This is a genomic window from Mycolicibacterium arseniciresistens (assembly GCF_030519285.1).
Taxonomy (GTDB): Bacteria; Actinomycetota; Actinomycetes; order Mycobacteriales; family Mycobacteriaceae; genus Mycobacterium; species Mycobacterium arseniciresistens.
In genome coordinates, this window is the sequence record NZ_JAUMSQ010000021.1 from 18,281 (window position 1) to 37,785 (window position 19,505).

The 19,505-nt window shown below is 68.4% G+C and carries 20 protein-coding genes; 5 read left to right on the top strand and 15 right to left on the bottom strand.

The window, feature by feature from the left end:
- Positions 1-14 precede the first annotated feature (14 nt).
- Both Q2100_RS05010 and Q2100_RS05015 read right to left on the bottom strand, forming a co-directional pair.
- The gene (locus tag Q2100_RS05010; protein ID WP_302913075.1) at positions 15-1,661 is read right to left on the bottom strand and encodes a GMC oxidoreductase; all 1,647 of its coding nucleotides are present in this window, start codon (positions 1,659-1,661) and stop codon (positions 15-17) included.
- 62 nt (positions 1,662-1,723) lie between these two features.
- Complete coding sequence (locus tag Q2100_RS05015) at positions 1,724-1,918, bottom strand: rubredoxin (protein WP_328518106.1); 195 nt, start codon at positions 1,916-1,918, stop codon at positions 1,724-1,726.
- A 91-nt stretch (positions 1,919-2,009) separates the two neighbouring features.
- Here Q2100_RS05015 and Q2100_RS05020 point away from each other — a divergent pair, with 91 nt between their 5' ends.
- Positions 2,010-3,224 (top strand): alkane 1-monooxygenase, encoded by a 1,215-nt coding sequence (locus tag Q2100_RS05020; protein ID WP_302913077.1) that lies wholly within the window; start codon positions 2,010-2,012, stop codon positions 3,222-3,224.
- Here the strand turns inward: Q2100_RS05020 and Q2100_RS05025 are convergent.
- The 3 genes from Q2100_RS05025 to Q2100_RS05035 are packed head-to-tail and all read right to left on the bottom strand — an operon-like array spanning position 3,218 to position 5,681.
- On the bottom strand, positions 3,218-4,033 hold the full coding sequence (locus Q2100_RS05025) for an SDR family NAD(P)-dependent oxidoreductase (protein WP_302913078.1): 816 nt from the start codon (positions 4,031-4,033) through the stop codon (positions 3,218-3,220). The two genes, Q2100_RS05020 and Q2100_RS05025, sit on opposite strands and share 7 nt — an antisense overlap.
- Complete coding sequence (locus Q2100_RS05030) at positions 4,030-4,446, bottom strand: nuclear transport factor 2 family protein (protein WP_264014688.1); 417 nt, start codon at positions 4,444-4,446, stop codon at positions 4,030-4,032. Before Q2100_RS05030 ends, Q2100_RS05025 begins: the two co-directional genes overlap by 4 nt.
- 20 nt (positions 4,447-4,466) lie before the next feature.
- Complete coding sequence (locus Q2100_RS05035) at positions 4,467-5,681, bottom strand: CaiB/BaiF CoA transferase family protein (RefSeq protein WP_302913115.1); 1,215 nt, start codon at positions 5,679-5,681, stop codon at positions 4,467-4,469.
- A 131-nt stretch (positions 5,682-5,812) separates the two neighbouring features.
- Here Q2100_RS05035 and Q2100_RS05040 point away from each other — a divergent pair, with 131 nt between their 5' ends.
- Both Q2100_RS05040 and Q2100_RS05045 read left to right on the top strand, forming a co-directional pair.
- A complete protein-coding gene (locus tag Q2100_RS05040) occupies positions 5,813-7,225 on the top strand; it encodes an NCS2 family permease (protein WP_302913079.1) in 1,413 nt (470 codons plus the stop codon).
- Positions 7,226-7,281: 56 nt separating this feature from the next.
- A complete protein-coding gene (locus Q2100_RS05045; protein WP_302913080.1) occupies positions 7,282-8,220 on the top strand; it encodes a DUF808 domain-containing protein in 939 nt (312 codons plus the stop codon).
- Positions 8,221-8,230: 10 nt separating this feature from the next.
- On the opposite strand, the gene Q2100_RS05050 is transcribed toward Q2100_RS05045, so the two are convergent.
- Positions 8,231-9,763, bottom strand: coding sequence for a phospholipase D-like domain-containing protein (locus tag Q2100_RS05050; protein WP_302913081.1), 1,533 nt, complete (start codon positions 9,761-9,763; stop codon positions 8,231-8,233).
- A gap of 185 nt (positions 9,764-9,948) precedes the next feature.
- On the opposite strand from Q2100_RS05050, the gene Q2100_RS05055 reads away from it, so the two are divergent.
- Positions 9,949-11,172 (top strand): esterase/lipase family protein, encoded by a 1,224-nt coding sequence (locus Q2100_RS05055; protein ID WP_302913082.1) that lies wholly within the window; start codon positions 9,949-9,951, stop codon positions 11,170-11,172.
- On the opposite strand, the gene Q2100_RS05060 is transcribed toward Q2100_RS05055, so the two are convergent.
- Positions 11,169-12,035: a LysR family transcriptional regulator ArgP gene (locus Q2100_RS05060; RefSeq protein WP_407667577.1), complete on the bottom strand. Its 867-nt coding sequence runs from the start codon at positions 12,033-12,035 to the stop codon at positions 11,169-11,171. The genes Q2100_RS05055 and Q2100_RS05060 overlap by 4 nt on opposite strands.
- 146 nt (positions 12,036-12,181) lie before the next feature.
- On the opposite strand from Q2100_RS05060, the gene Q2100_RS05065 reads away from it, so the two are divergent.
- The gene (locus Q2100_RS05065) at positions 12,182-13,624 is read left to right on the top strand and encodes a S1C family serine protease (RefSeq protein WP_302913083.1); all 1,443 of its coding nucleotides are present in this window, start codon (positions 12,182-12,184) and stop codon (positions 13,622-13,624) included.
- A gap of 45 nt (positions 13,625-13,669) precedes the next feature.
- Here Q2100_RS05065 and Q2100_RS05070 read toward each other — a convergent pair whose 3' ends face one another.
- From Q2100_RS05070 to Q2100_RS05105, 8 genes are all read right to left on the bottom strand, one after another.
- Positions 13,670-13,957 (bottom strand): hypothetical protein, encoded by a 288-nt coding sequence (locus Q2100_RS05070; protein WP_302913084.1) that lies wholly within the window; start codon positions 13,955-13,957, stop codon positions 13,670-13,672.
- Positions 13,958-14,119: 162 nt separating this feature from the next.
- Positions 14,120-14,377, bottom strand: coding sequence for a hypothetical protein (locus Q2100_RS05075; protein ID WP_264014680.1), 258 nt, complete (start codon positions 14,375-14,377; stop codon positions 14,120-14,122).
- A gap of 121 nt (positions 14,378-14,498) precedes the next feature.
- The gene (locus Q2100_RS05080) at positions 14,499-15,350 is read right to left on the bottom strand and encodes an SDR family oxidoreductase (protein WP_302913085.1); all 852 of its coding nucleotides are present in this window, start codon (positions 15,348-15,350) and stop codon (positions 14,499-14,501) included.
- A 152-nt stretch (positions 15,351-15,502) separates the two neighbouring features.
- Positions 15,503-15,775 (bottom strand): WGxxGxxG family protein, encoded by a 273-nt coding sequence (locus Q2100_RS05085; RefSeq protein WP_264014678.1) that lies wholly within the window; start codon positions 15,773-15,775, stop codon positions 15,503-15,505.
- A 209-nt stretch (positions 15,776-15,984) separates the two neighbouring features.
- The gene (locus tag Q2100_RS05090; protein WP_302913086.1) at positions 15,985-17,001 is read right to left on the bottom strand and encodes an LLM class flavin-dependent oxidoreductase; all 1,017 of its coding nucleotides are present in this window, start codon (positions 16,999-17,001) and stop codon (positions 15,985-15,987) included.
- A complete protein-coding gene (locus Q2100_RS05095) occupies positions 16,998-17,495 on the bottom strand; it encodes an SRPBCC family protein (protein WP_328518107.1) in 498 nt (165 codons plus the stop codon). Before Q2100_RS05095 ends, Q2100_RS05090 begins: the two co-directional genes overlap by 4 nt.
- Positions 17,496-17,655: 160 nt before the next feature.
- Positions 17,656-18,615 carry a hypothetical protein gene (locus tag Q2100_RS05100; protein ID WP_302913087.1) on the bottom strand — a complete coding sequence of 320 codons (960 nt, stop codon included), beginning with the start codon at positions 18,613-18,615 and terminating at the stop codon, positions 17,656-17,658.
- A gap of 101 nt (positions 18,616-18,716) precedes the next feature.
- Positions 18,717-19,364: a maleylpyruvate isomerase family mycothiol-dependent enzyme gene (locus Q2100_RS05105; protein WP_302913088.1), complete on the bottom strand. Its 648-nt coding sequence runs from the start codon at positions 19,362-19,364 to the stop codon at positions 18,717-18,719.
- Positions 19,365-19,505: the final 141 nt, after the last annotated feature.

Below are 19,505 nucleotides of genomic sequence, written 5' to 3' on the forward strand. Positions count from 1 at the left end.
TTCGGCGGCCCTGTTCACCTGCGTCCCTGCAGCACACCCTCGATGTTGCGCTCGGCGAGTGCGGTGATGGACATGAACGGATTGCACCCGAGGTGTCCGGGCAGCAGGGACGCGTCGTTGACGTACAGGTTGTCGTATCCGTTCACCCGGCCGGAGCCGTCGGTGGCGCGGCCGCGCACACAACCGCCCAGCGGGTGAACGGTGTTGGGCGCGAACACTTCCCCGTCGAAGATGTCGTCGCGGTAATCGACACCGTTGGCCTGGGTGATCCGGTCGAACACCGCGCGGGTGCGGGCGGTCAGGTGCTCGGTATGGCCCTGTGGCCACAGGATGTCGATCGAGTCGGAGCTCTTGTCGTAGGTGATCGCGGCACGGTCGCCGGTCTTGACCATCACGTAGTAGCCCAGCGCATACGTCTCGACCGGTAGGGGGACGGAGAACATGCTGGCGTACACCGGGTTGTCCGGATCGTCGCGGCCGTCGAGGTTGATCATGCCCATGATCGACTGCTGGGTGCCTGCCGGTGTGCTGTCGCTGAGCATGTGCGCGACCATCATGTCGCCGTTGTTGCCGTAACCGCCGCCGATCTCCGAACTCAGGTTCGGCAGCGTGCCCGTGTCGCGGGCCTTGAGCAGCAGCTTCGTCGTGCCCAGCACACCCGCATTGAGATGCAGCTGGTCGCAGCCGATCTCCTCGCGTGCCACCTCGGCGCCCCAGCGGTCGATCTCGCGCACCGACACCACGTACTCTCCGCTGCGCTCCCGCCGGATGTCGGTGACCTCGGTGAGGGGGCGGAGGCTGACGTTCCCGGTGGCCAGTGCCGCGGCGATGTAGGTCTGGTCGACGCTGCCGAACCGCCCGTGGTTGTTGCCGAACTGCTGCTCGAAGTCCAGCGCGGACCGCGGAACCCGGCCCGCCTCTTCATCTTTCATGTAGTCGAAGGAGTAGGCGCTGCCGTTGTAGTCGACGGGGTAGCCTGCGGCCGCGGCGTACTGGCGACCCACCCGGGCGTACTGGTAATACGGCGTGCGCTCGAACCAGTCCATGTCCCGATAGTTGATGCGCAGCGTGGACTTGGCCCGCTCGATGTAGGTGCCGAGGAACTCGGCGGGATCGATGTCGGGGAACACCTCCCGCACTTGCGCCGGGGTGGGGATCGCCGCGATCGCCGCGTTGACCATCGATCCGCCTCCGACACCGATTCCCCGGAAGACGTTGTGGGCGCCGTGCACCGACTTGTCGCAGATGCCGGCCTGTACCGGCTGGGCCGACGGCGTGCGCTGGGCCACCATCTCCATCGAGATGCCCTGGAACGACGGCACCAGGCTGGGCGGGGTCTTGGTGAACCAGCCCGCCCGGGTGTCGGCGGGCAGCATCCTGGAGAACCGCTTGCCGTCGTCGTCGGCGGCATCCCAGAGCCGTCCCATCTCCAGGATGAGCGTCTGCACCCCCGCCTGCCCGAGGCGCAGCGCCGAGACCCCGCCGCCATAACCGCTGCCCACGACGATGGCCGGGTAGTGGCTGCGGGTGCGCGACGGGCGGGCACCCGACTCGAGCCACACCGCGGCGCCGCCGGCCCCCGCGGTCGCCGCGACCGCGGCCGCACCGGCCTGGAGGAAGCGTCGTCGCGAAAGCACCGTCATCCCCGGCTCTCCGATCATTCGTCGATGCGGACTAGAGCGAATCTACAATACTTAACTACAAATGCAATCCCCTGTGTGGTTTACACCCTGAAGACGAAGTCGGACTTGTCCCGCACGCCGCAGTCTGGACAGTTCCAGTCCGGCGGCACAGCGCTCCACGGTGTCCCTGGCGGAAAGCCTTCACGGCCATGGCCTGCATTTTCCTCGTATCGATAGCCGCATTCCGGGCAAAACGCCGAACCCACTGATGCTCTCCTCTCACGCGCGCCGATCACTGGCCGGCCCCGCGCGACTGTAATCAGTGTTATGTTACGAGCGTGTTACCACATTTGCAGAGTTGGTAACAGCAAGGTAGATAGGTACCCCATGGGATCCACTGTGTCGTTCAGTCGCCCTCGCACCGTGCACACCGAGCGTGGCGAGATCCCCATCCCGCGATGGCACGACCCGAAGCGCTACCTCTGGCTGCTGGGAGCGGTCGTACCCGCCAACGTCGCCGCGTCGTGGCTGGCGGTGTACCTGACGGGCAACGGCCTGTTCTGGTGGTTCACCGCGGTGCTCGCCTTCGTCGCCGTGCCCGTCCTGGACTGGGCGGTGGGCGAGGACGCCGAGAATCCGCCCGACAGCGCGCTGGCCTGGTTGGAGCACGACCGGCTCTACCGTTGGGCGACGTATCTGTATCTGCCCAACCAGTACGGGTCGCTTCTGCTCGCGTGCTGGTTCTGGGCCGGCGGCGGGTGGCTGACGATGTCGTTCGCCGACAAGGTCGGCCTGATGGTGACCGTCGGCATCATCGGCGGCATCGCGATCAACACTGCCCACGAGCTCGGGCACAAACGTGCACCCGCGGAGAAGCGGCTCAGCAAGGTGGCGCTGGCGCAGACCTGGTACGGCCACTTCTACATCGAGCACAACCGTGGCCACCACGCTCGGGTCGCCACCGCGGAGGACCCCGCGAGCGCCCGCTTCGGGGAGAGCCTCTACGCGTTCATCCCCCGTTCGGTGCTGGGCAGCCTGCGCTCGGCGTGGCGGATCGAGAGCGCCCGGTTCGCTCGCCTCGGCCGGTCACGCTGGACGCTGCGCAACGACGTCCTCAACGCCTGGCTGATGAGTGCGGCGCTGTTCGTGGTGCTGATCGTCTGGTTCGGAATCACCGTGCTGCCGTGGCTGATCGGTCAGGCGGTCATCGGATTCTGCCTACTCGAGGCGGTGAACTACCTGGAGCACTACGGGTTGCGGCGGCAGAAGCTCCCCGACGGGCGGTACGAACGGGTACGCGCCGCGCACAGCTGGAACAGCAACACCGTGGTGGCCAACGTCTTCCTGTTCCATCTGCAGCGCCACTCCGACCACCACGCGCACCCGCTGCGTCGCTACCAGGCGCTGCGCCATGCCGACGAGGCGCCGCAGCTGCCCGGTGGATACGCCACCATGCTCGTCCTTGCGACGGTGCCGCCCCTGTGGCGCCGGGTGATGGACTGGCGGGTCATCGAGCACTACGGCGGGGACATCCGGTTGGCCGCGCTGAGTCCCCGGCACCAGCGGGGCCTGCTGGTCGCCTCCGCTCCGACCGGTCAGTGACCGCCCACCGCACCTGAACTGGCCTGCACCATGATCCGGACGGCTTCGTTGCGGTCCATCGACCCGAGCATCTGCGCACCCGCGCGCATCATCTCCCCGACCATCCAGGTGGGCCCGTTGGTCAGGTTGTCGAACGCCTCGGAGATGACGTCCTCGACGGTGGCGGCGCCGGGCAGCGGTTCGTCGGCGGTGATCGTCGAGCCACGTTCGCGCTCGAGCTTCCTCAGTGCCGGCGTGTCCGTCTTGCCGAGGATCAGCCCCAGCACGTCGACGCCGCTGTCGTGCAACTCCGTCCACAGCGCCTCGGCGAACACCATGTCGAACGCCTTGCTGGCGGCGTAGGCGACCATGTTGGGGGCGCCCGCGAGGCCGGCGCCCGAGCCGAAGATCACGATGCCTCCTCGCCCGCGCTGCACCATCGCCGGCGCGAAGTGGTGACACAACTGCATCGGCACCATGCAGTTGCGCTGCACCATCGCCTCGGCCACCGACACCGGGTTGGCGAGGAACGGTTCGAAGTTCGGATCGGCTCCTGCGCAGTGCACCAGGAATCCGACGTCCAGGTCGGCGGTGGCGGCGGCGACGGCCTCCGCCGCCCCCGCGTCGGTGAGATCGATGGCGAGAGTGCGGGTCTGGACGCCGGTCTCGCTCATGATCCGCTCCGCCACCTCGTCGAGCACCGCCGCCCGCCGGGCCAGCAGGACGACATTGACGCCACGCTGCGCGAGCCCGTGCGCGAACGCGGCGCCGACGCCGTCGGATGCACCGGCCACCAGCGCCCACGGTCCGTAACGGTCGGCGAAGCTCACGACCCGCCCCCGACCGGAACCACCCGCACGACGGTGAATCGGCGCCGCGCAATGCGCCAGCCCTCGGCGGTGCGGGTGAGGTCGTCGTCGTAGAAGCCGACGGCGTTCACCCCGGAAGTGTTGTCGGCCGACATGATCAGCGCATCCACATAGCTGCGCGCCGACGCCGTGTCACCGTCTACGGCGATCGCCTGATTGCTCATCCGGTGCAGCGTGTGGCCTGCCATCGCGTGCGTCTGCTCCATGAAGTCGGCGACGGCGTCGATCCCGTCCCAGCTGCCGATCTCGCCGTAATCGAGGACGCAGTCATCGGTGAACACCGTGCGGAACAGCGGCCAGTCACGCCGGTCGATGCCGGTCGCATAGCGCACCAGGACATCGGTGATGTCGAGGCGGTCCTCCAGTGCGGTCATGGGCCTTCTCCGTTCGCAGGTCAGGCGATGGCGCCGGCGGCCTTGAGGGCGTCGATGCGGTCCCAATCCATGCCGATGTCCATCAGCACCAGTTCGGTGTGCTCCGACGCCTGCGGGGCCCGCGTGGTCTCCAGCGGTTCGTGGTTGAACTGCACCGGGCCGCGGACGACCTTGAACGGGGCGCCGCCGTCGTTGGCCTCGACCTCGACGATCATGTCGTTGGCCAGTGCCTGCTCGTCGGCGCCGAGGTCGACGAGGCTCTGGAACGGCGCCCACTGCCCCCTCATCGTCTTCAGGTGGGTTCGCCAGTAGTCGAACGGCTTGCTGCGGATCGAGTCCGCGATGTATTCGACTGCCGCAGCGGCATTCTCGATCAACGGCAGGACATCGCTGAACCGGGGGTCGTCGGCCAGTTCCGGCAAACCGAGGTGCTCGAATGCGTCGCGGATGTATCCGGTCGGGCTCACGATGCACAGGTTGATGGTGCCGCCGTCCGAGGTCAGGTAGTTGCCCAGGAACGGGTTGACCGTCGGCCCCACGGAATCCGGCATCTGCGAGCGCATGGTCTCGCCGGTCTCCATGCCCTGGGTGACGCTGGCGCCCGCTGCCCACCAGGCGGTGCTCAGCAGCGACACGTCCAGTTCCACGGCCTCACCGGTGCGCTCGCGGTGGAACAGCGCCGCGGAGATGCCGCCGGCGATGTTCATCCCGCCGATCGAGTCGCCGAACGCCGGAATGCCCTGCGATAGTGCGCCTCCGATACCTTCGGGCGTCAGTGCGTGCCCGACGCCGCTGCGGGTCCAGAAGGCGGTGCCGTCGAAGCCGCCGGTGTCGCGTTCGGCTCCCTTGTCGCCGTAGGCACTGCCGCGGGCGTAGATGATGTCGGGGTTGGCGGCGCGGATGTGCTCGATGTCGAACTTGTTCTTCTGGCGCTGCGCGGGCATGTAGTTGGTGAGGAACACATCGGAGGTCTTGGCGATCTCGTAGAGCACCTCCTGGCCACCCGGTGTGGAGACGTCGATGCCGACGCTGCGCTTGCCGCGGTTCGGGTGCTCGATCAGCGGGTGGCGGTTGGGGTCCAGTTGGATGCCGCCCATGTTGATGAACCCGCGCTGGGTGTCGCCGCGCACCGGATGCTCCACCTTGATCACGTCGGCGCCCCAGTCGGCGAGGATGGCGCCGGCCGCCGGAACGAACGTGAACTGTGCGACCTCGAGGACGCGCACGCCGTCCATCACCTTGATCATCTGACCTCTCTCCGTCGAACGGTCTTCCCTCACCCTAGTGGGCCACTTACCGTTGCACCGACGGTACGAAGGGACCCGATGAACAGGACGGCAGCGCCTGATCGCTTTAGGGTCGAGCAATGAATCGTCTCGACCGCTTCTTCGAGATCTCGGAGCGTGGGTCCACGGTCGGCACCGAGATCCGCGGCGGTGTCGTCACGTTCATCGCGATGGCCTACATCATCGTGCTGAACCCGATCATCCTGTCGAGTTCGGAGGACGTCACCGGCGGCAGTCTGGAGTTCGACCAGGTGTCGGCGACGACGTCGCTGGCCGCCGGCGTGATGACGATCCTGTTCGGCGTCATCGCCCGGATGCCGTTCGCGTTCGCCGCCGGGCTGGGCATCAACTCGTTCCTGGCGACCACGGTCGTCGGGGAACTCACCTGGCCCGAGGCGATGGGCCTGGTCGTCATCAACGGCCTCATCATCGTGGTGCTCGCCGCGACCGGTCTGCGCAGGCTGGTGTTCGACGCGGTGCCGATGGAGCTCAAGCTGGCGATCACCGCGGGCATTGGATTGTTCATCCTGTTCATCGGTGTGGTCGACGCGGGCTTCATCGGCTCCACCGGGTCGCCGTCTCCTCCGGTGGGCCTCGGCTTCGGTGGCGTCGGCTCGATCAACACCGTCCCGACGGTCATCTTCGTGTTCACGCTGCTGGTGACCGGTGTGCTGGTGGCCAGGCGGGTGCGCGGGGGCATCCTCATCGGGCTCGTCGCCGGCACGCTGGTGGCCGTCGCGGTCGAGGCGATCTGGGAGCTCGGCAAGGCCACCGAGCGACCCGGCGGCTGGAGCCTGTCGGTGCCGACGCTGTCGGGCTCACCCTTCGCCCTGCCCGACCTGTCGCTGGTCGGCGCGTTCAGCCTGGACAGCTTCGGCCGGATCGGCGTGCTGGCCGCGCTGATGCTGGTGTTCACCCTGGTCTTCACCAACTTCTTCGACGCGATGGGCACGTTCACCGGCCTGTCCCGGGCGGCGGGCCTCGCCGACGACGACGGCACCTTCCCGCGGTTGAGGTCGGCGCTGATCGTCGAGGGCGCCGGCGCGGCGGTCGGCGGTGCGACGTCGGCGTCGTCGAACACGGTGTTCATCGAGTCCGGCGCCGGTATCGAGGAGGGCGCACGCACCGGGCTCGCGAACCTGGTCACCGGCGCGCTGTTCCTCGCCGCCATGTTCATCACGCCGCTGGCCTCGATCGTGCCGACCGAGGTCGCCGCGGCGGCGCTGGTGGTCGTCGGCGCGATGATGGTCTCGCACCTGCGCCACATCGACCTGTCGGAGTTCTCGGTGGCGCTGCCCGTCGTGCTGACCGTGGCGACGATGCCGTTCAGCTACTCGATCGCCAACGGCATCGGTGTCGGCTTCATCGCCTGGGTGGTGCTGCGCTCGGCCGTCGGCAAGGCGCGCGAGGTCAGCCCGCTCCTCTGGGTGGTCGCCGCCGGCTTCCTGCTGTACTTCGCCCGCGACTGGATCGAGTCCCTCGTCGGTGCGTGATCGGGACGGTTGAATGCGACCGTGGCCGGTAACCTGCTCACCATGACGGAGACCCGATGAGCGCCGGTCTGTTCGCCCTCCTCGACGACGTGGCCGTGCTCGCCCGCCTCGCGGCGGCATCGATCGACGACATCGGCGCGGCCGCCGGTCGCGCCACCGTCAAGGCCGCAGGCGTCGTCGTCGACGACACCGCGGTGACACCGCAGTACGTGCACGGCCTGGCGGCCGAGCGGGAACTGCCGATCATCAAGCGCATCGCGATCGGGTCGCTGCGCAACAAGCTGCTGTTCATCCTGCCCGCGGCGCTGCTGCTCAGCCAGTTCCTGCCGCAGTTGCTGACCCCGATCCTGATGCTCGGTGCGACCTACCTGTGCTTCGAGGGCGCCGAGAAGGTCTGGGGGCGCATCCGGGGACACGACGACCACGCCGCACCCGTCGCGGCCGCCGGTGAGGACGCCGAGAAGTTCATGGTGACGGGGGCGATCCGCACCGACTTCATCCTGTCCGCCGAGATCATGGTGATCGCGCTCAACGAGGTGGCCGACCAGTCGTTCTGGCCGCGCCTGATCATCTTGGCCGTCGTCGCCGTGGTGATCACCGCCGCGGTGTACGGCGTCGTCGCCGGGATCGTGAAGATGGACGACGTCGGGCTGGCACTGGCGCAGCGCTCGTCGAAGTTCGCGCAGCGCATCGGCCGCGGCCTGGTCGCGTTCATGCCGAAACTGCTCGGTGCGCTGGCGCTGATCGGCACGGTCGCGATGCTGTGGGTGGGTGGGCACATCCTGCTTATCGGCACCGACACGCTCGGCTGGCACGCGCCCTACGGACTGGTCCACCACGCCGAGGAGGCCGTCCACCACGCCGTCGCGGGTGTCGGCGGTGTGCTCGCCTGGCTGGTCAACACCGCCGCCTCGGCGGTGATCGGCCTCGTGGTCGGCGCCGTCGTGGTCGCGATCGTGCACGTGCTGCCGTTTGGCAAGCGCGAGAAGCACTGACCGCCGGCCGTCAATCGCGCCGGAGCACCTTGCGCAACGGCCACAACGCCACCTGACCGGCCAGCGTGCGCGCACTCTCGGTGAGTGACGGCGGCACGTGGTCCGGATCCATCAGATCGTTCTCGGCGAACGGGCCCACATCGGCGGACACCATGAGGCGGCTGAAGCTGCGCAGTGACCGACCGCTGGTGCGCGACGCGTCGACCGCGGCGCGGAACGAACCGCACCTGCTCAGCTCGGCGCGGAACGCCTCGACCGAGTAGCCGAGGTGTTCGGCCACGAGATCGTCTCGGGTGTACAGGATCTCGCGGCGGATGCGATCGCCTGTCGGGTCACCGGGGATCGCCTCGATCGCCACGTCGCATTCGCTGTCGAAGCCCAGCGAACGGTTGTTGAGGTTCGACGACCCGATGCGCAGCAGCCGGTCGTCGATCACCATCACCTTGGAGTGCACGTAGGTCGACACGCTGCCGGGGGCCATCGGCCAGTAGACACCGAGGCGGTCGTGCTCGTCGGCGGCCCACAGCACGCGGAGCATCCGTTCCCGGGCGCTGTCCATCGACTCCTGTTCGAGCCGGCTCTCCGCGCTGCGCGGCAGGATGATGACCACTTCGGGGCCGTCGGCTTCGGACAGGCGGGCGGCCAGCGCCTCGGTGAGACTGCGGGCGGCCAGGTACTGGTTCTCCAGGTAGATGACGTCGCGAGCGGCGGCGATCGCGGCCAGGTTGAGCGCCTCGACCTCGCGTACCTCGTCGCGCTCGGGCAGTGCCGGCTGGGTGCGGGCGACGGCCACCTCGACGTCGCGCAGCATCGGCCGCAACTGCGCCGGCCAGATCGACCGGTCCGACGGCACCGGTTCGAGCGTCGTGCCGGTCGCCGCCTGCCAGCGCTGCCGGGCCTGCTCGGCGAGGACTCCCGCGGCATCGCCGTCCACCGCGGCGGCGACCTCGTGGCGCGGCCCGTAGCTGTCGCCCGCCATGGAGCGCGTCGGGTCGTCCTGGGCGTGCGCCCGGGTGTCCCACCGCCCGAGTGTCAGGTCGATGCCGCCGCAGAATGAGATGGCGTCGTCGACCACCACGATCTTCTGGTGGTGGACCGCGCCGGTCGGGTGGGCGCCGTCGACCGCGAAGTGCATGCGCCGCGACGTGACTCTGTTGAGCAGGGACACCGGCGTCACGCCGTACCAGAACGCGTCGAACGCCGGCAGTAGCCGCAGGTTGGACCGCAGCAGGTACACCTCGAGCTCCGGCCGCCGCCAGACGAGCCAGTGCAGGAAGGGGCCGAGCTTGTTGGGTCCGGGCAGCGTCGGCTCCCGCTCGAAGAAGGTGCGGTAGTCGAGATCCCAGCCGATCACCATGATCCGGCGTTGCGCACCCAGCATGGCCGCCTTGACGTGGCGCAGGTAGTCGGCGCCGTCGACGATGCGGGCCAACCGGTCCGCGTGCCCGGTGCGCCAACAGGTGTCGCCCGGCCTCAGCACCGCCACGTCGCCGGAATCAAGGGCCTCACCGGACCCCGCCGCATCCTCCGCCACCTCTGACATCGTCACCCTCCTCTGTCAGTGTGTTGGACATCGGGGTCGGGCGGAAGCGAATACGCAGCGGATATGCCGATGGTCACACTGAGGTCCCACTGTGCCGCGAGGCGCACCGAGGTCCGACCGAGGCGTCGCATCACATCCCGCCGCTTCACCCGCACATCGCCGGACAGGACGGGTACAACCAGGACATGCGTACGGCAGACATGGAGGCGCTCGGTGGCGTCGTCACCGAAGGGCTGACGGTGCTCAACAGCGTGGTGCGGGGCGTGCACACCGGCATCGCCGGGCGGGTCTTCGGCTCGATCGGCCCGGTGGCCCGACCCGTCGAGGCGGTCCACGACGTCATCGCGGGCGCCGTCTACAACACCATCGACGCGGCGTGGCATCGGCTCCCGCCGGCGATCGGCTCCTTCACGGCGGCCGGCATCGCCTTCGACGACGACCCACCCCTCGACGAACGCGCGGGGGTGGCCGAGTTGATCGCCGCGCTCAACGGGATCTACGGCGACGAGCTCGCCGAGCGCGGCAACCAGTTCGCCGCGCCGCTGTCGGTGCGCGCCGACGGCCGACGGGTCGAGCTGACACCCGACGACGTCGCCGCGGCATTCGCTCAGCCGACCGACCGCATCGTGGTCTTCGTGCACGGGCTGTGCCAGACCGAGGCGTCGTGGCGGCGTCCGCCCCGTCCCGTCGAGGACGCCGACCCGCGGCCCTACGGCGAACGCCTGCACGACGACCTCGGCTTCACGCCGGTCGACATCCGGTACAACACCGGGTTGCACATCTCGACCAACGGCAGGCAGCTCGACGAGCTGCTCACCGGGCTCGTCGAGGTGTGGCCCGTGCCGGTGCGCGACATCAGTCTGGTCGGCCACTCCATGGGTGGACTGGTGGTGCGCAGCGCCTGCCATTACGGGGACCGCGCGGACCACGGGTGGACGCGGGCGGTGCGGCAGGTGGTCTGCCTTGGCTCGCCGCACCTGGGCGCGGACCTGGAGAAGAGCGTCCATGTCGCGTCCTGGCTGCTGGCGAAGCTCGGAGAGACCCGGCCCGTTGCCGAGTTCCTCAATCTCCGCAGCGACGGCATCAAGGACCTGCGTTTCGGCGCCCTCACCGACACCGACTGGTGCGACGCGGATCCCGACGAGTTCCTGCGCGACCGCTGCGCCGAGGTGCCGTTCCTGCCGCACGCGAGGTATCACTTCGTGGCCACGTCCGTCGCTCCCGCCGCCGTCGGCGCGGTGCTCGGCGACCACCTGGTGCGCCCGTCGAGCGCCTCGGGGCGTGGCCGGACCCGACGGATCCCGTTCGAGGAGCACGACGGCCTGGTCTTGACCGGCCTGCACCACTTCGACCTGCTGAACCATCCTCGGGTGTACGAGAAGCTGTCCGCGTGGTTGAGCGCCCGCTAACGCAGGCTCTCGGCCGCTGACCGGACCGCGGCGGTCACCGCGGCCACGAGTGGGCTGTCGAGCTTCCAGCACTGCCAGAACAACGGCACGTCGAGGTGCACGTCGGCGATCCGTACGAACGACCCGTCCGCGAGGTCGCCCGCGGCCAGTTTCTCCGGGTACATGCCCCACCCGAGGTCGGCGCGGACTGCGGCGCCGAAGCCGTCCGCCGTCGGCACGAAGTGCACGGGGCGGGCGATGTTCCGCCGGAACACCTTGCGCAGCAACAAGTCCTGCAGCGCATCGTCACGATTCCACGCCAGTGACGGCGCCGCCGCGGCAGCCTCGGCGGTGAATCCGGCGCCGAGATGCCGCGCGTGGTAGCCCGGCGACGCGACCGGGACGTAGCGCATCACCCCCAGTGGCACGCTGCGGCACCCCGGCACCGCGGTGCGCTCGGTGGTCACCGCACCCATCGCCGCCCCCTCGCGTAAGAGCTTCGCGGAGTGGTCCTGGTCCTCGATTGTGATGTCGAGCAGGACGTCGGGCATCCGGGCGAGCGCCGCGGCGAACCACGTCGACATCGAGTCCGCGTTCACCGCGATCGCGACCCGCGGCGCGCGCGAACCACCGCCCATCTCGCTGAGTGCTTCGGCCTCCAGCATCGCCGTCTGGGCCGCCAACCGCAGCAGCGGCACCGCCGACGGGGTGGGCCGGCACGGCTTCTCCCGGACGACGAGCACCTGGCCGACGCGCTGTTCGAGAGCCTTGATGCGTTGGCTGACCGCGGACGGCGTGACGTGCAGGCGGCGGGCGGCCGCGTCGAAGCTGCCGAGTTCCACCACGGCGGCGAGGGCGGCGAGCTGCTGGCCGTCGACGTTCACCTCAGCAATTCTAATTTGGGCGCAGTGTCCGCAATGTTCCTTAACAGGATCGACGCCGTCGGCCCGCCGCCGAACTGCGTGTCCGGGCCGGGACCGCGACGTCGGTAGGCTGGGCTGCGCCGCGTCAGGAAGAAGGTGAAGCACGCGTGACCGATGAGGACCAGTCCGCCGCGAACGGCACGACGGCGCGCTCCGGCTCGCCTTCGGACCCCGATCCGGCCACCCGACGTGTGTTCGGGCGACCCGACGGGGTCGAGGGCGCATTCGCCGGTCCAGACCGGACGCCTGCCGACGGTCCCGACACCCCGACGAACCAGTCGCCCGAGCCGGTGCTGGCCGCCGCGTTCGGACGCGCCGACGCCGATGACGGCCGGTCCGACGATGCATCCGAGGCGGTGGCGGTCCAGCCTGCGTACGACGAGGCCACTCCCGCTGCCGTACCGCCGCCCCCACCGGCTCCGCCGGAGGTCCGCGGGCCCAAGCTCGGTGTTCGGGACCTGTTGTTCAGCGGGCAGGTATCGCGGTTCGCGCTGGTCGTCGTCGCCGTCCTGGCGATTCTTTCCGGACTGCTCGGAGGCTGGATCGGCAGCAAGACGACGTCGGTCATCGAGGCCTTCACCACCCCCAAGGTCGAGCTGTCCCAGAGCGACCCGGACGAGGCACCCGAGGGCCGCTTCGCGCGGGTGGCCGCGGCGGTCGCCGATTCCGTGGTGACCATCGAGGCGATGGGCGACTCGCGCGGATCACAGGGCTCGGGAGTGGTCGTCGACGGCCGCGGTTACATCATCACCAACAGCCACGTCGTCGCCGAGGCCGCCCGCAAGCCCAAGGAAACCAAGCTGACGGTGATCTTCAACGACGGCAAGACGGTGCCGGCGAACCTCGTCGGCCACGACCCCGACACCGACCTGGCGGTGCTGAAGGTCGACAACGTCGACAATCTGACCGTCGCGCGGCTGGGCAATTCAGACGCCCTGCGGGTGGGTCAGGAAGTCATCGCCGCCGGTGCGCCGCTCGGTCTGCGCAGCACCGACACCCAGGGCATCATCAGCGCGCTGGATCGTGCCGTCGCGGTGCCGCGGGACGAGTCCGGCGACGAGTCCACGGTGATCGCCGCCGTGCAGACCGACGCGTCGATCAACCAGGGCAACTCCGGCGGACCGCTGATCAACATGGACGGCGAGGTGATCGGCATCAACTCCGCCGCGAAGTCGCCGTCCGGCAGCTCCAGCGGTCTCGGCTTCGCCATCCCGGTGAACGAGGTCGCGCGCGTCGCCTCGGCGCTGATGCGCGACGGCTTCATCGCCCACCCCACCATCGGAGTCGAAGCCAAGACGGTCGGCGACGAGGCCGAGGGCGGCGCACAGATACAGAAGGTGAAGTCCGGCAGCGCTGCAGAGCGGGCCGGGCTGAAGCAGAACGACATCGCCGTCAAGCTCGGCGATCGCGAGATCACCGACCTGAACTCGTTCATCGTCGCCGTGCGCCAGCTCGAGGTCGGGAAGGACGCCCCGCTCGAGGTGCTCCGCGACGGCAAGCCCGTGACCTTGACGATCGCTCCCGACGCGGGCGAACCCTCGACGAACTGACGATGGCCGCCTCGCTGGTGAGCGAGGCGGCCATCTTCGGGCCTGCTAGCGGCCGAAATGTCCCGGGTAGTGCGGGAGACGGACGTCATCCCAGTGACCGGGCGGGACCCCGTTGAAGGGGCCGGGCAGCTTCTTGAACTGGCCCGGCGGGATACCCGTCACCTGGCCGATGTGTCCCGGCGGCGCCTTGAAGTCCACGTGCGGGATACCGGGGACCGGCACCCAGTAGTCGTCGTGCTCGGCCTGAGCCAGGCCTGCGCCGAGCCCCAGCGCGGTGACGCCCATGGCGCCCGCAGCGATCGATGTGACCGCGATTCTCTTGAATTTCCGCATGTTTTTTCCTTTCCTTCGCGCGAAGCCGTGTCGTGAAGACAACGCACGCGTTGTGCAGGAACGCGGTCCACCACCGCAGATCGGGTGGTACGGACCCTGTCGTTACCCCCCACACTGTCTATCGCCCTGCCACCCGGAGGCGTTAACAGTGCCCGTCGCCGGTCAGCTGGTGATCTTGCGGCAGTCCTCTTCGATGAGGGTCGCGATCACGCCTCCACCACCTTCGATGCCGTATTCGGCGCGCCGGCTGTCGACACAGTCCTCGTATGCCATCTTGTTCGAGCACTGCACCAGCGAGAAGCCCAGCAGGCCCACCGCCGCGATGACGGATATCAGGAGGATGAGCCGTCCGGCCGTGGTCAGCGCCATGAAGTACTCGTGGATCTGCATCAGAACGCCCGGTCGGTCCGCGTCTGCCATGCCCACCCCCTCGCCGGGACGAATGCTACCGGCGGCGGCGGGCTCGCCCTGTTCGGCGTTGACTTTGTCCTCAGATCGCCGATATCGCGAGTTTCGCGATCTGAGCGCATCAATGACAGAGCTATGTCGACACCTGGCCGGATGCGGCGTTCCGCCTGGCCCGCTCGGTCATCGAGGCGATCACGCCGCCGTCGTTGAGGATGTCGGTACCGGTGAGGTAGCCCGCCCTGTCGCTCACACAGAAGGCCAGCAGTTCCGCCATCTCCTCCGCGGTGCCCCAGCGCGGGACGGCGGCGTCGGCGACCATTGCACCCGCGCCGGCCTTCTCCTCGAGCCTGCCCATCTCGGTGTCGGTCGAACCCGGGGACACCGAGACGATGCGCAGCCCGCGGCCGTTGAACCGTTCGGCCTGCGCGGCGCTGTACCACTTGACGAAGCTCTTGCTCAGCCCATAGGCCAGTCCGGACCGCGCCCCCTCGGGCGCGATGCTGCACGCCGTCGCCATCTCGGCCAGGAACGCGTCCCGGTCGGCGACCGCCAACGGGAAGTGTCCGCTGGGAATCAGGCTGTCGGGCAACATGTGTGCCGCCATCGACGCCACGTTGACGATCACAGCGCCCTCGCCGGCGACGCCGAAGAATGCTTCGTTGACGTTGACCGTGCCGATCGCGTTCGTCGTCATGACGTAGTCGGCGTCGCCCATGCTGGGGCTCACGCCTGCCGTGTGCACCACCGAAGCGATCGGACCGAGATCGCCCGCGCTCTTCAGCAGCGCCGCCACCGCGTCCGCGTCGGTGACGTCGCAGTGCACCGCGGTCGCGGTGATGCCGAGGTCGTCGAGCGCGGCGGTCGCAGCATCGAGGCGGTCGTCGCGGACGTCGCAGAGGACGATCCGGTGCTGCCGTCCTAGGAGCTTGGCCGTGGCCAGGCCCATGCCGCCGGCGCCGCCGGTGATGACTGAGACTGATTCCATATCAGCGACGGTAACCGTGCCGGCCCACCGCGTCAGTCACCAGGTCGGCCCCACGGCGTCTCAGGCTCTCGCCGAGTTTGTGTCGCAACAGATTTCACTGACGATGCGGCGCCCCCGCCGGTGCTGCACCGGCGGGGGCGGCCACCTGCTTGTTATGCGCGCGGATTCCCGGGGCCGGCGACGGTTCCTCGCGTTGTCGGGAAGTCGGCGTCCTTGCGGCGCTTGAGGCCCGCGAGCCCGATCAGGCCGAGCAGCCCGGCAAGGCCCCACAGACCGGTGTTGTCGCCGTCCTCTTCCTCAGCCTGCTGCGCCACCGTGGTGGTGGTCGCGGGTGCCGGTGAGTTCAGTTCAGTTGCCTGGGCGACGCCGGCCCCCCCGAACAGAAGGGTCAAAGTGGTGGTGCCGATGACGATCGTCCTGCGCATGTGCGTACTCCTCCAGTTGTTTTGATGGTGGAGCCTTATGACCCCGAGCGTGCTGCTCGCCCCCCGGCTCGCAGACCCATTGATTCCCCGCGGACGGGCAGCGAAACCTCTGATTTTCAGATTCACGAGTCGAGCAGCTGAAGGCGCAGCTCAGAGCCCCGAATTAATGTCCCTTGGCGTTAAATACCTAGTGCAGCTAACCCGCCCGGCTACACGATCCGCATCAGACGTTTCAGCGTGGACAACTGGTGTTCGTGGTCGCCCTCGAGCTTGACCAACAGGGTCGTGATGGATGCATCACGGTATGCGGCGATGCGCTCGGCGATGGCCTCCGGCGTTCCGAGGAGGTTGGTGAGGCGGCCGAGGTCGATGGGGACGGCAGCACGGGCTTCGTCGTGTCGCCCCGCCTGCCAGAGTTCGATGACGCGGGTGACCTCGCGTTCGTAGCCGAGGCGGTTGAACGCGTCGTTGTAGAAGTTGCGGCCGCGGTCCCCCATGGCGCCGATGGTGAATGCGTAGCCGTCGGCATGGCGGCGGGCGGCGGCTTCGGCTGCCGTTGTGTCGCTGTGGAATTCGAGGGCGACCGGCGCCACGAGATCGATGTCGCTGAGTGCGCGGCCCACAGCGTCTGCGCCCTCCCGCAGCGGCCCGAGGAAGACTTCGGCGGCTTCGGGGATGAAGGCGTTGCCGAGCCAGCCGTCGGCGACCTCACCGGTCAACCGAAGGTTCCGCGGACCCATGGCGGCGATGTAGACGGGGACGTGACGAGGCGCCACGAGTGGCCGTAGAGCGGCGCCGCTGCTGTTGGGCAGCGGCAGGGGGTAGATCTCACCGGGGTGTTCCAACCGATCGCCGCGACTGATGATCCGGAGGATTTCGATTGTCTCGCGGGTGGTTTGGACGGGCTTGTGGAACCGGACGCCGTGCCATCCCTCCATGACCCGCGGCCCGGAGGTTCCGACACCGAGCATGAATCGGCCGGCAGACAGTTCCTGCAGGCTCAGCGCCGAGGTGGCCAGCAGCGCTGGACTGCGCGAACCGAGCTGGACGACGAAGGTGCCGAGTCCGATGCGTTCGGTGTGCGCGGCAAGGTAGGCCAGTCCGGTGAGGGCGTCGTATCCCCATACTTCGGGCACCCACAGGGAGTCCACGCCGAGCTGCTCGACCTCGGCCGCGAATTCCGCGGCGCCCGGCAAGCGAGGCTCGACCGCCAGGCCGATCTTCACAGCGGATTCGCCGCTTTGCGCTGGTCGTCGTCGCCAGTGCCGACTTGCTCGGCGAGCCAGGCGAGGTTGGCACTCATGTTCTGCTGCCACTCCTGCAGTCGGCGGGCGACGATCCTGGCTTCTTTGTCCGGCGTGGCGAGAATCGCGAAACTCAGCCCGGAAGGACCCGGACCCATCCTCGCCCACTGGCGCACGATGGCGCCCCGGCTGGAAGGCTCGACTTCGAAGCCCCACGTGGCGGTGACGCCCTCGCCGCCGTGGACGTTCCAGGTCCAGCGCCGGCCGGGCTCGACTTCGGCGACTTCGCAGATGGTCTGCCAGTCGCCGAGGGCGTCGTGCTGGCTGCACCCGCGGAAGCGAGCCCCGACTTCGACGTGGTCGGCACCGTCGAGCCACTCGACGCGCTTGAGTTCAGCCGAACGACCCACGGGAAGTTCGATGTCGGTGACGTAAAGCCATGCGGTCTCGGGGTCGCAGGACACGATCTGTGTCACTTCGACGGTGGGTTGATCGCGGTATCGCACCATGCATCCTTCGTCAGAGAGGGTCGTTCGATGCTACGCGGCCTCACCTGACGCCCGGGGCGTCTTCTACCCGCGGGGCCAGGTCGAGTCTCGAATGTGTTTGCACCGGAATCGGTCCTGTATGGAACCACTAGCCCGGGGCATGGACGCCGGCCAGCCCTGTGAGACCACCCGCGACGTGCGTCACCAAGCGTTCGCCGCCCTCACCGAGGGGAACGGCGCGAATGTCGCCGTAGAGGTCGCTGACGTAGGCGATGCCGGCGTCGGAATCCACCGCCAACCCGATCGCCTCGCGGAATCCCGAGGACACGATATCCACGGTGCCACCGACCCGGCCTTCATCGGGAAGTTCAGCTCTGTTGAGGGTGTTCCCCGACGGCGGCGCACCGCGATCAGTCCAATAGAGAAGTCCAGCGCCGGAGTCGATCTCGAGATCGATGGGTTCGGGTAACCCGGCAAAGAGCACCTCGACCTCGCGACGGACGGCCCTCTCTTGAGAGGGCATGTCCAGGCGCGTTCGCAGAATGCGGCCGTCGCCGCCGTCGGACGGCCCCTTCTGCGTCCAGTAGAGGTGCCCGCGCTGTTCGTCGACCGCGATCCCCACACACTGATTTCGTGCCACGCGACGTTCGGAATCCGTCCGTGCAGTGAGGACTTCATCACGCATGCCGGTGCCGTCGAGGTCGGCGCTCCGGACCGCTGCGCCCTCCCGGTCCGCCCAGTAGATGCGCCCTCGGGACCATGCCGCGGCCAGCTGCTTGCCGGTCACGAAGCTTCCTTCCGGAAGAAGCCACATCCGCCCGGACCCGTCCAGTGCGGCCCGTTCGATCGAGCCGTTGCGGGCGTAGAAGTCGAGATCGCTCTCCTGCGATGGAGCGCGTCCGGCAGGCAGCGTCGGCGCGCCCATGTTCGTCCAGTAGACGAGCTGACGGCGCCGGTCGACTACGATTCCGTCGGGAAACGCGGACAGTCCGCCGACCAATTCGGTCACCGAGCCGTCGGACACATCGACTCTGACGAGTGACTGGCCGCCCGGATTGAGCGCGAGCAGGTACGTGTACGGCTCTCCGCCTCGTGCAGGGGTCGTCATCGGGCGAACCGCCGACCCCGCTGCAGCAGCAGGCCACTCATTCCCGCGCCCCTCTGTCGGTAGCTCGTCACGCCACCCCGCGTGGCCGGAGTCGTCGCCGGTCAATCAAGACGCGACCGCAGATCGGATACGCCGGCTCCGGTCACGTTGTCGAATGCCACGGTTCGCCCGCAGATCGCCAGCATCACCGCGACGCCGGGCCCTCGGACCGCAGCGCCGTCACCCCAGGTTCGGCCGGTGTCCTCGTCGTGAAGGGCGATACCGCGAAGGCGACGCCGGGGAAAGAAGCCGATCTGCGTTGGTCCCGTCAGGAAGTCGATGGCGCGGGCCACCAGCAGAGGATCTGGTTGATGCTCGATACCCAGGGGGATGCGCATGTCACCGCCGTGCACCAACACGTCGGCCAGACCCGACAACGGCCCGGCAATGGGTGGGCTCAGCGGATGATCGGCCTCTCGTTCGAGGGTCTGTGCGATGTCGACGGCCGAGGCACGCGCTCGACGGCGAGCCAGCGCGTCGATCCCGCGGTCGAGGTTGCCGTGGCGAACGCCACTGATCAAGAACCCACGGAAGCCGTCCTTGAAGTCGCTGACAAGATGCGCAGCAACCGTTTTCACATCCCAACCGGCACACAGACTCGGTGTGGCCAGCTGTTCGGCATCGAGGCCGTGAAGAAGTCCGGCGATTGACCGGCGCTCGTCTGCGACCGCCGCGAGTACCTGCTCACGTTCACCTCGGCTCAGGCGCACATCTGCATGCTATCGGGCCAAGGCCGCGCGGCGAAGGGGCGACAGCCGGACGATGCCGAAAATCATTTGCCCGATGGATCTCACGTGCGTTGACTCCCATGGATGGAGGAGGGAGAAAGGCTGTCGTTGGGCTGGGAGGCG

Excerpts from the sequence above, each read along its gene's own strand:
- Q2100_RS05045 (WP_302913080.1), top strand. The coding sequence starts at position 7,282 with ATGAGCGCCGGTCTGTTCGCCCTCCTCGACGACGTGGCCGTGCTCGCC.
- Q2100_RS05070 (WP_302913084.1), bottom strand. The coding sequence starts at position 13,957 with ATGCGGAAATTCAAGAGAATCGCGGTCACATCGATCGCTGCGGGCGCC.
- Q2100_RS05080 (WP_302913085.1), bottom strand. The coding sequence starts at position 15,350 with ATGGAATCAGTCTCAGTCATCACCGGCGGCGCCGGCGGCATGGGCCTG.
- Q2100_RS05100 (WP_302913087.1), bottom strand. The coding sequence starts at position 18,615 with ATGACGACCCCTGCACGAGGCGGAGAGCCGTACACGTACCTGCTCGCG.
- Q2100_RS05010 (WP_302913075.1), bottom strand. The coding sequence starts at position 1,661 with ATGATCGGAGAGCCGGGGATGACGGTGCTTTCGCGACGACGCTTCCTC.
- Q2100_RS05075 (WP_264014680.1), bottom strand. The coding sequence starts at position 14,377 with ATGGCAGACGCGGACCGACCGGGCGTTCTGATGCAGATCCACGAGTAC.
- Q2100_RS05050 (WP_302913081.1), bottom strand. The coding sequence starts at position 9,763 with ATGTCAGAGGTGGCGGAGGATGCGGCGGGGTCCGGTGAGGCCCTTGAT.
- Q2100_RS05040 (WP_302913079.1), top strand. The coding sequence starts at position 5,813 with ATGAATCGTCTCGACCGCTTCTTCGAGATCTCGGAGCGTGGGTCCACG.
- Q2100_RS05020 (WP_302913077.1), top strand. The coding sequence starts at position 2,010 with ATGGGATCCACTGTGTCGTTCAGTCGCCCTCGCACCGTGCACACCGAG.
- Q2100_RS05030 (WP_264014688.1), bottom strand. The coding sequence starts at position 4,446 with ATGACCGCACTGGAGGACCGCCTCGACATCACCGATGTCCTGGTGCGC.
- Q2100_RS05085 (WP_264014678.1), bottom strand. The coding sequence starts at position 15,775 with ATGCGCAGGACGATCGTCATCGGCACCACCACTTTGACCCTTCTGTTC.
- Q2100_RS05055 (WP_302913082.1), top strand. The coding sequence starts at position 9,949 with ATGCGTACGGCAGACATGGAGGCGCTCGGTGGCGTCGTCACCGAAGGG.
- Q2100_RS05035 (WP_302913115.1), bottom strand. The coding sequence starts at position 5,681 with ATGGACGGCGTGCGCGTCCTCGAGGTCGCACAGTTCACGTTCGTTCCG.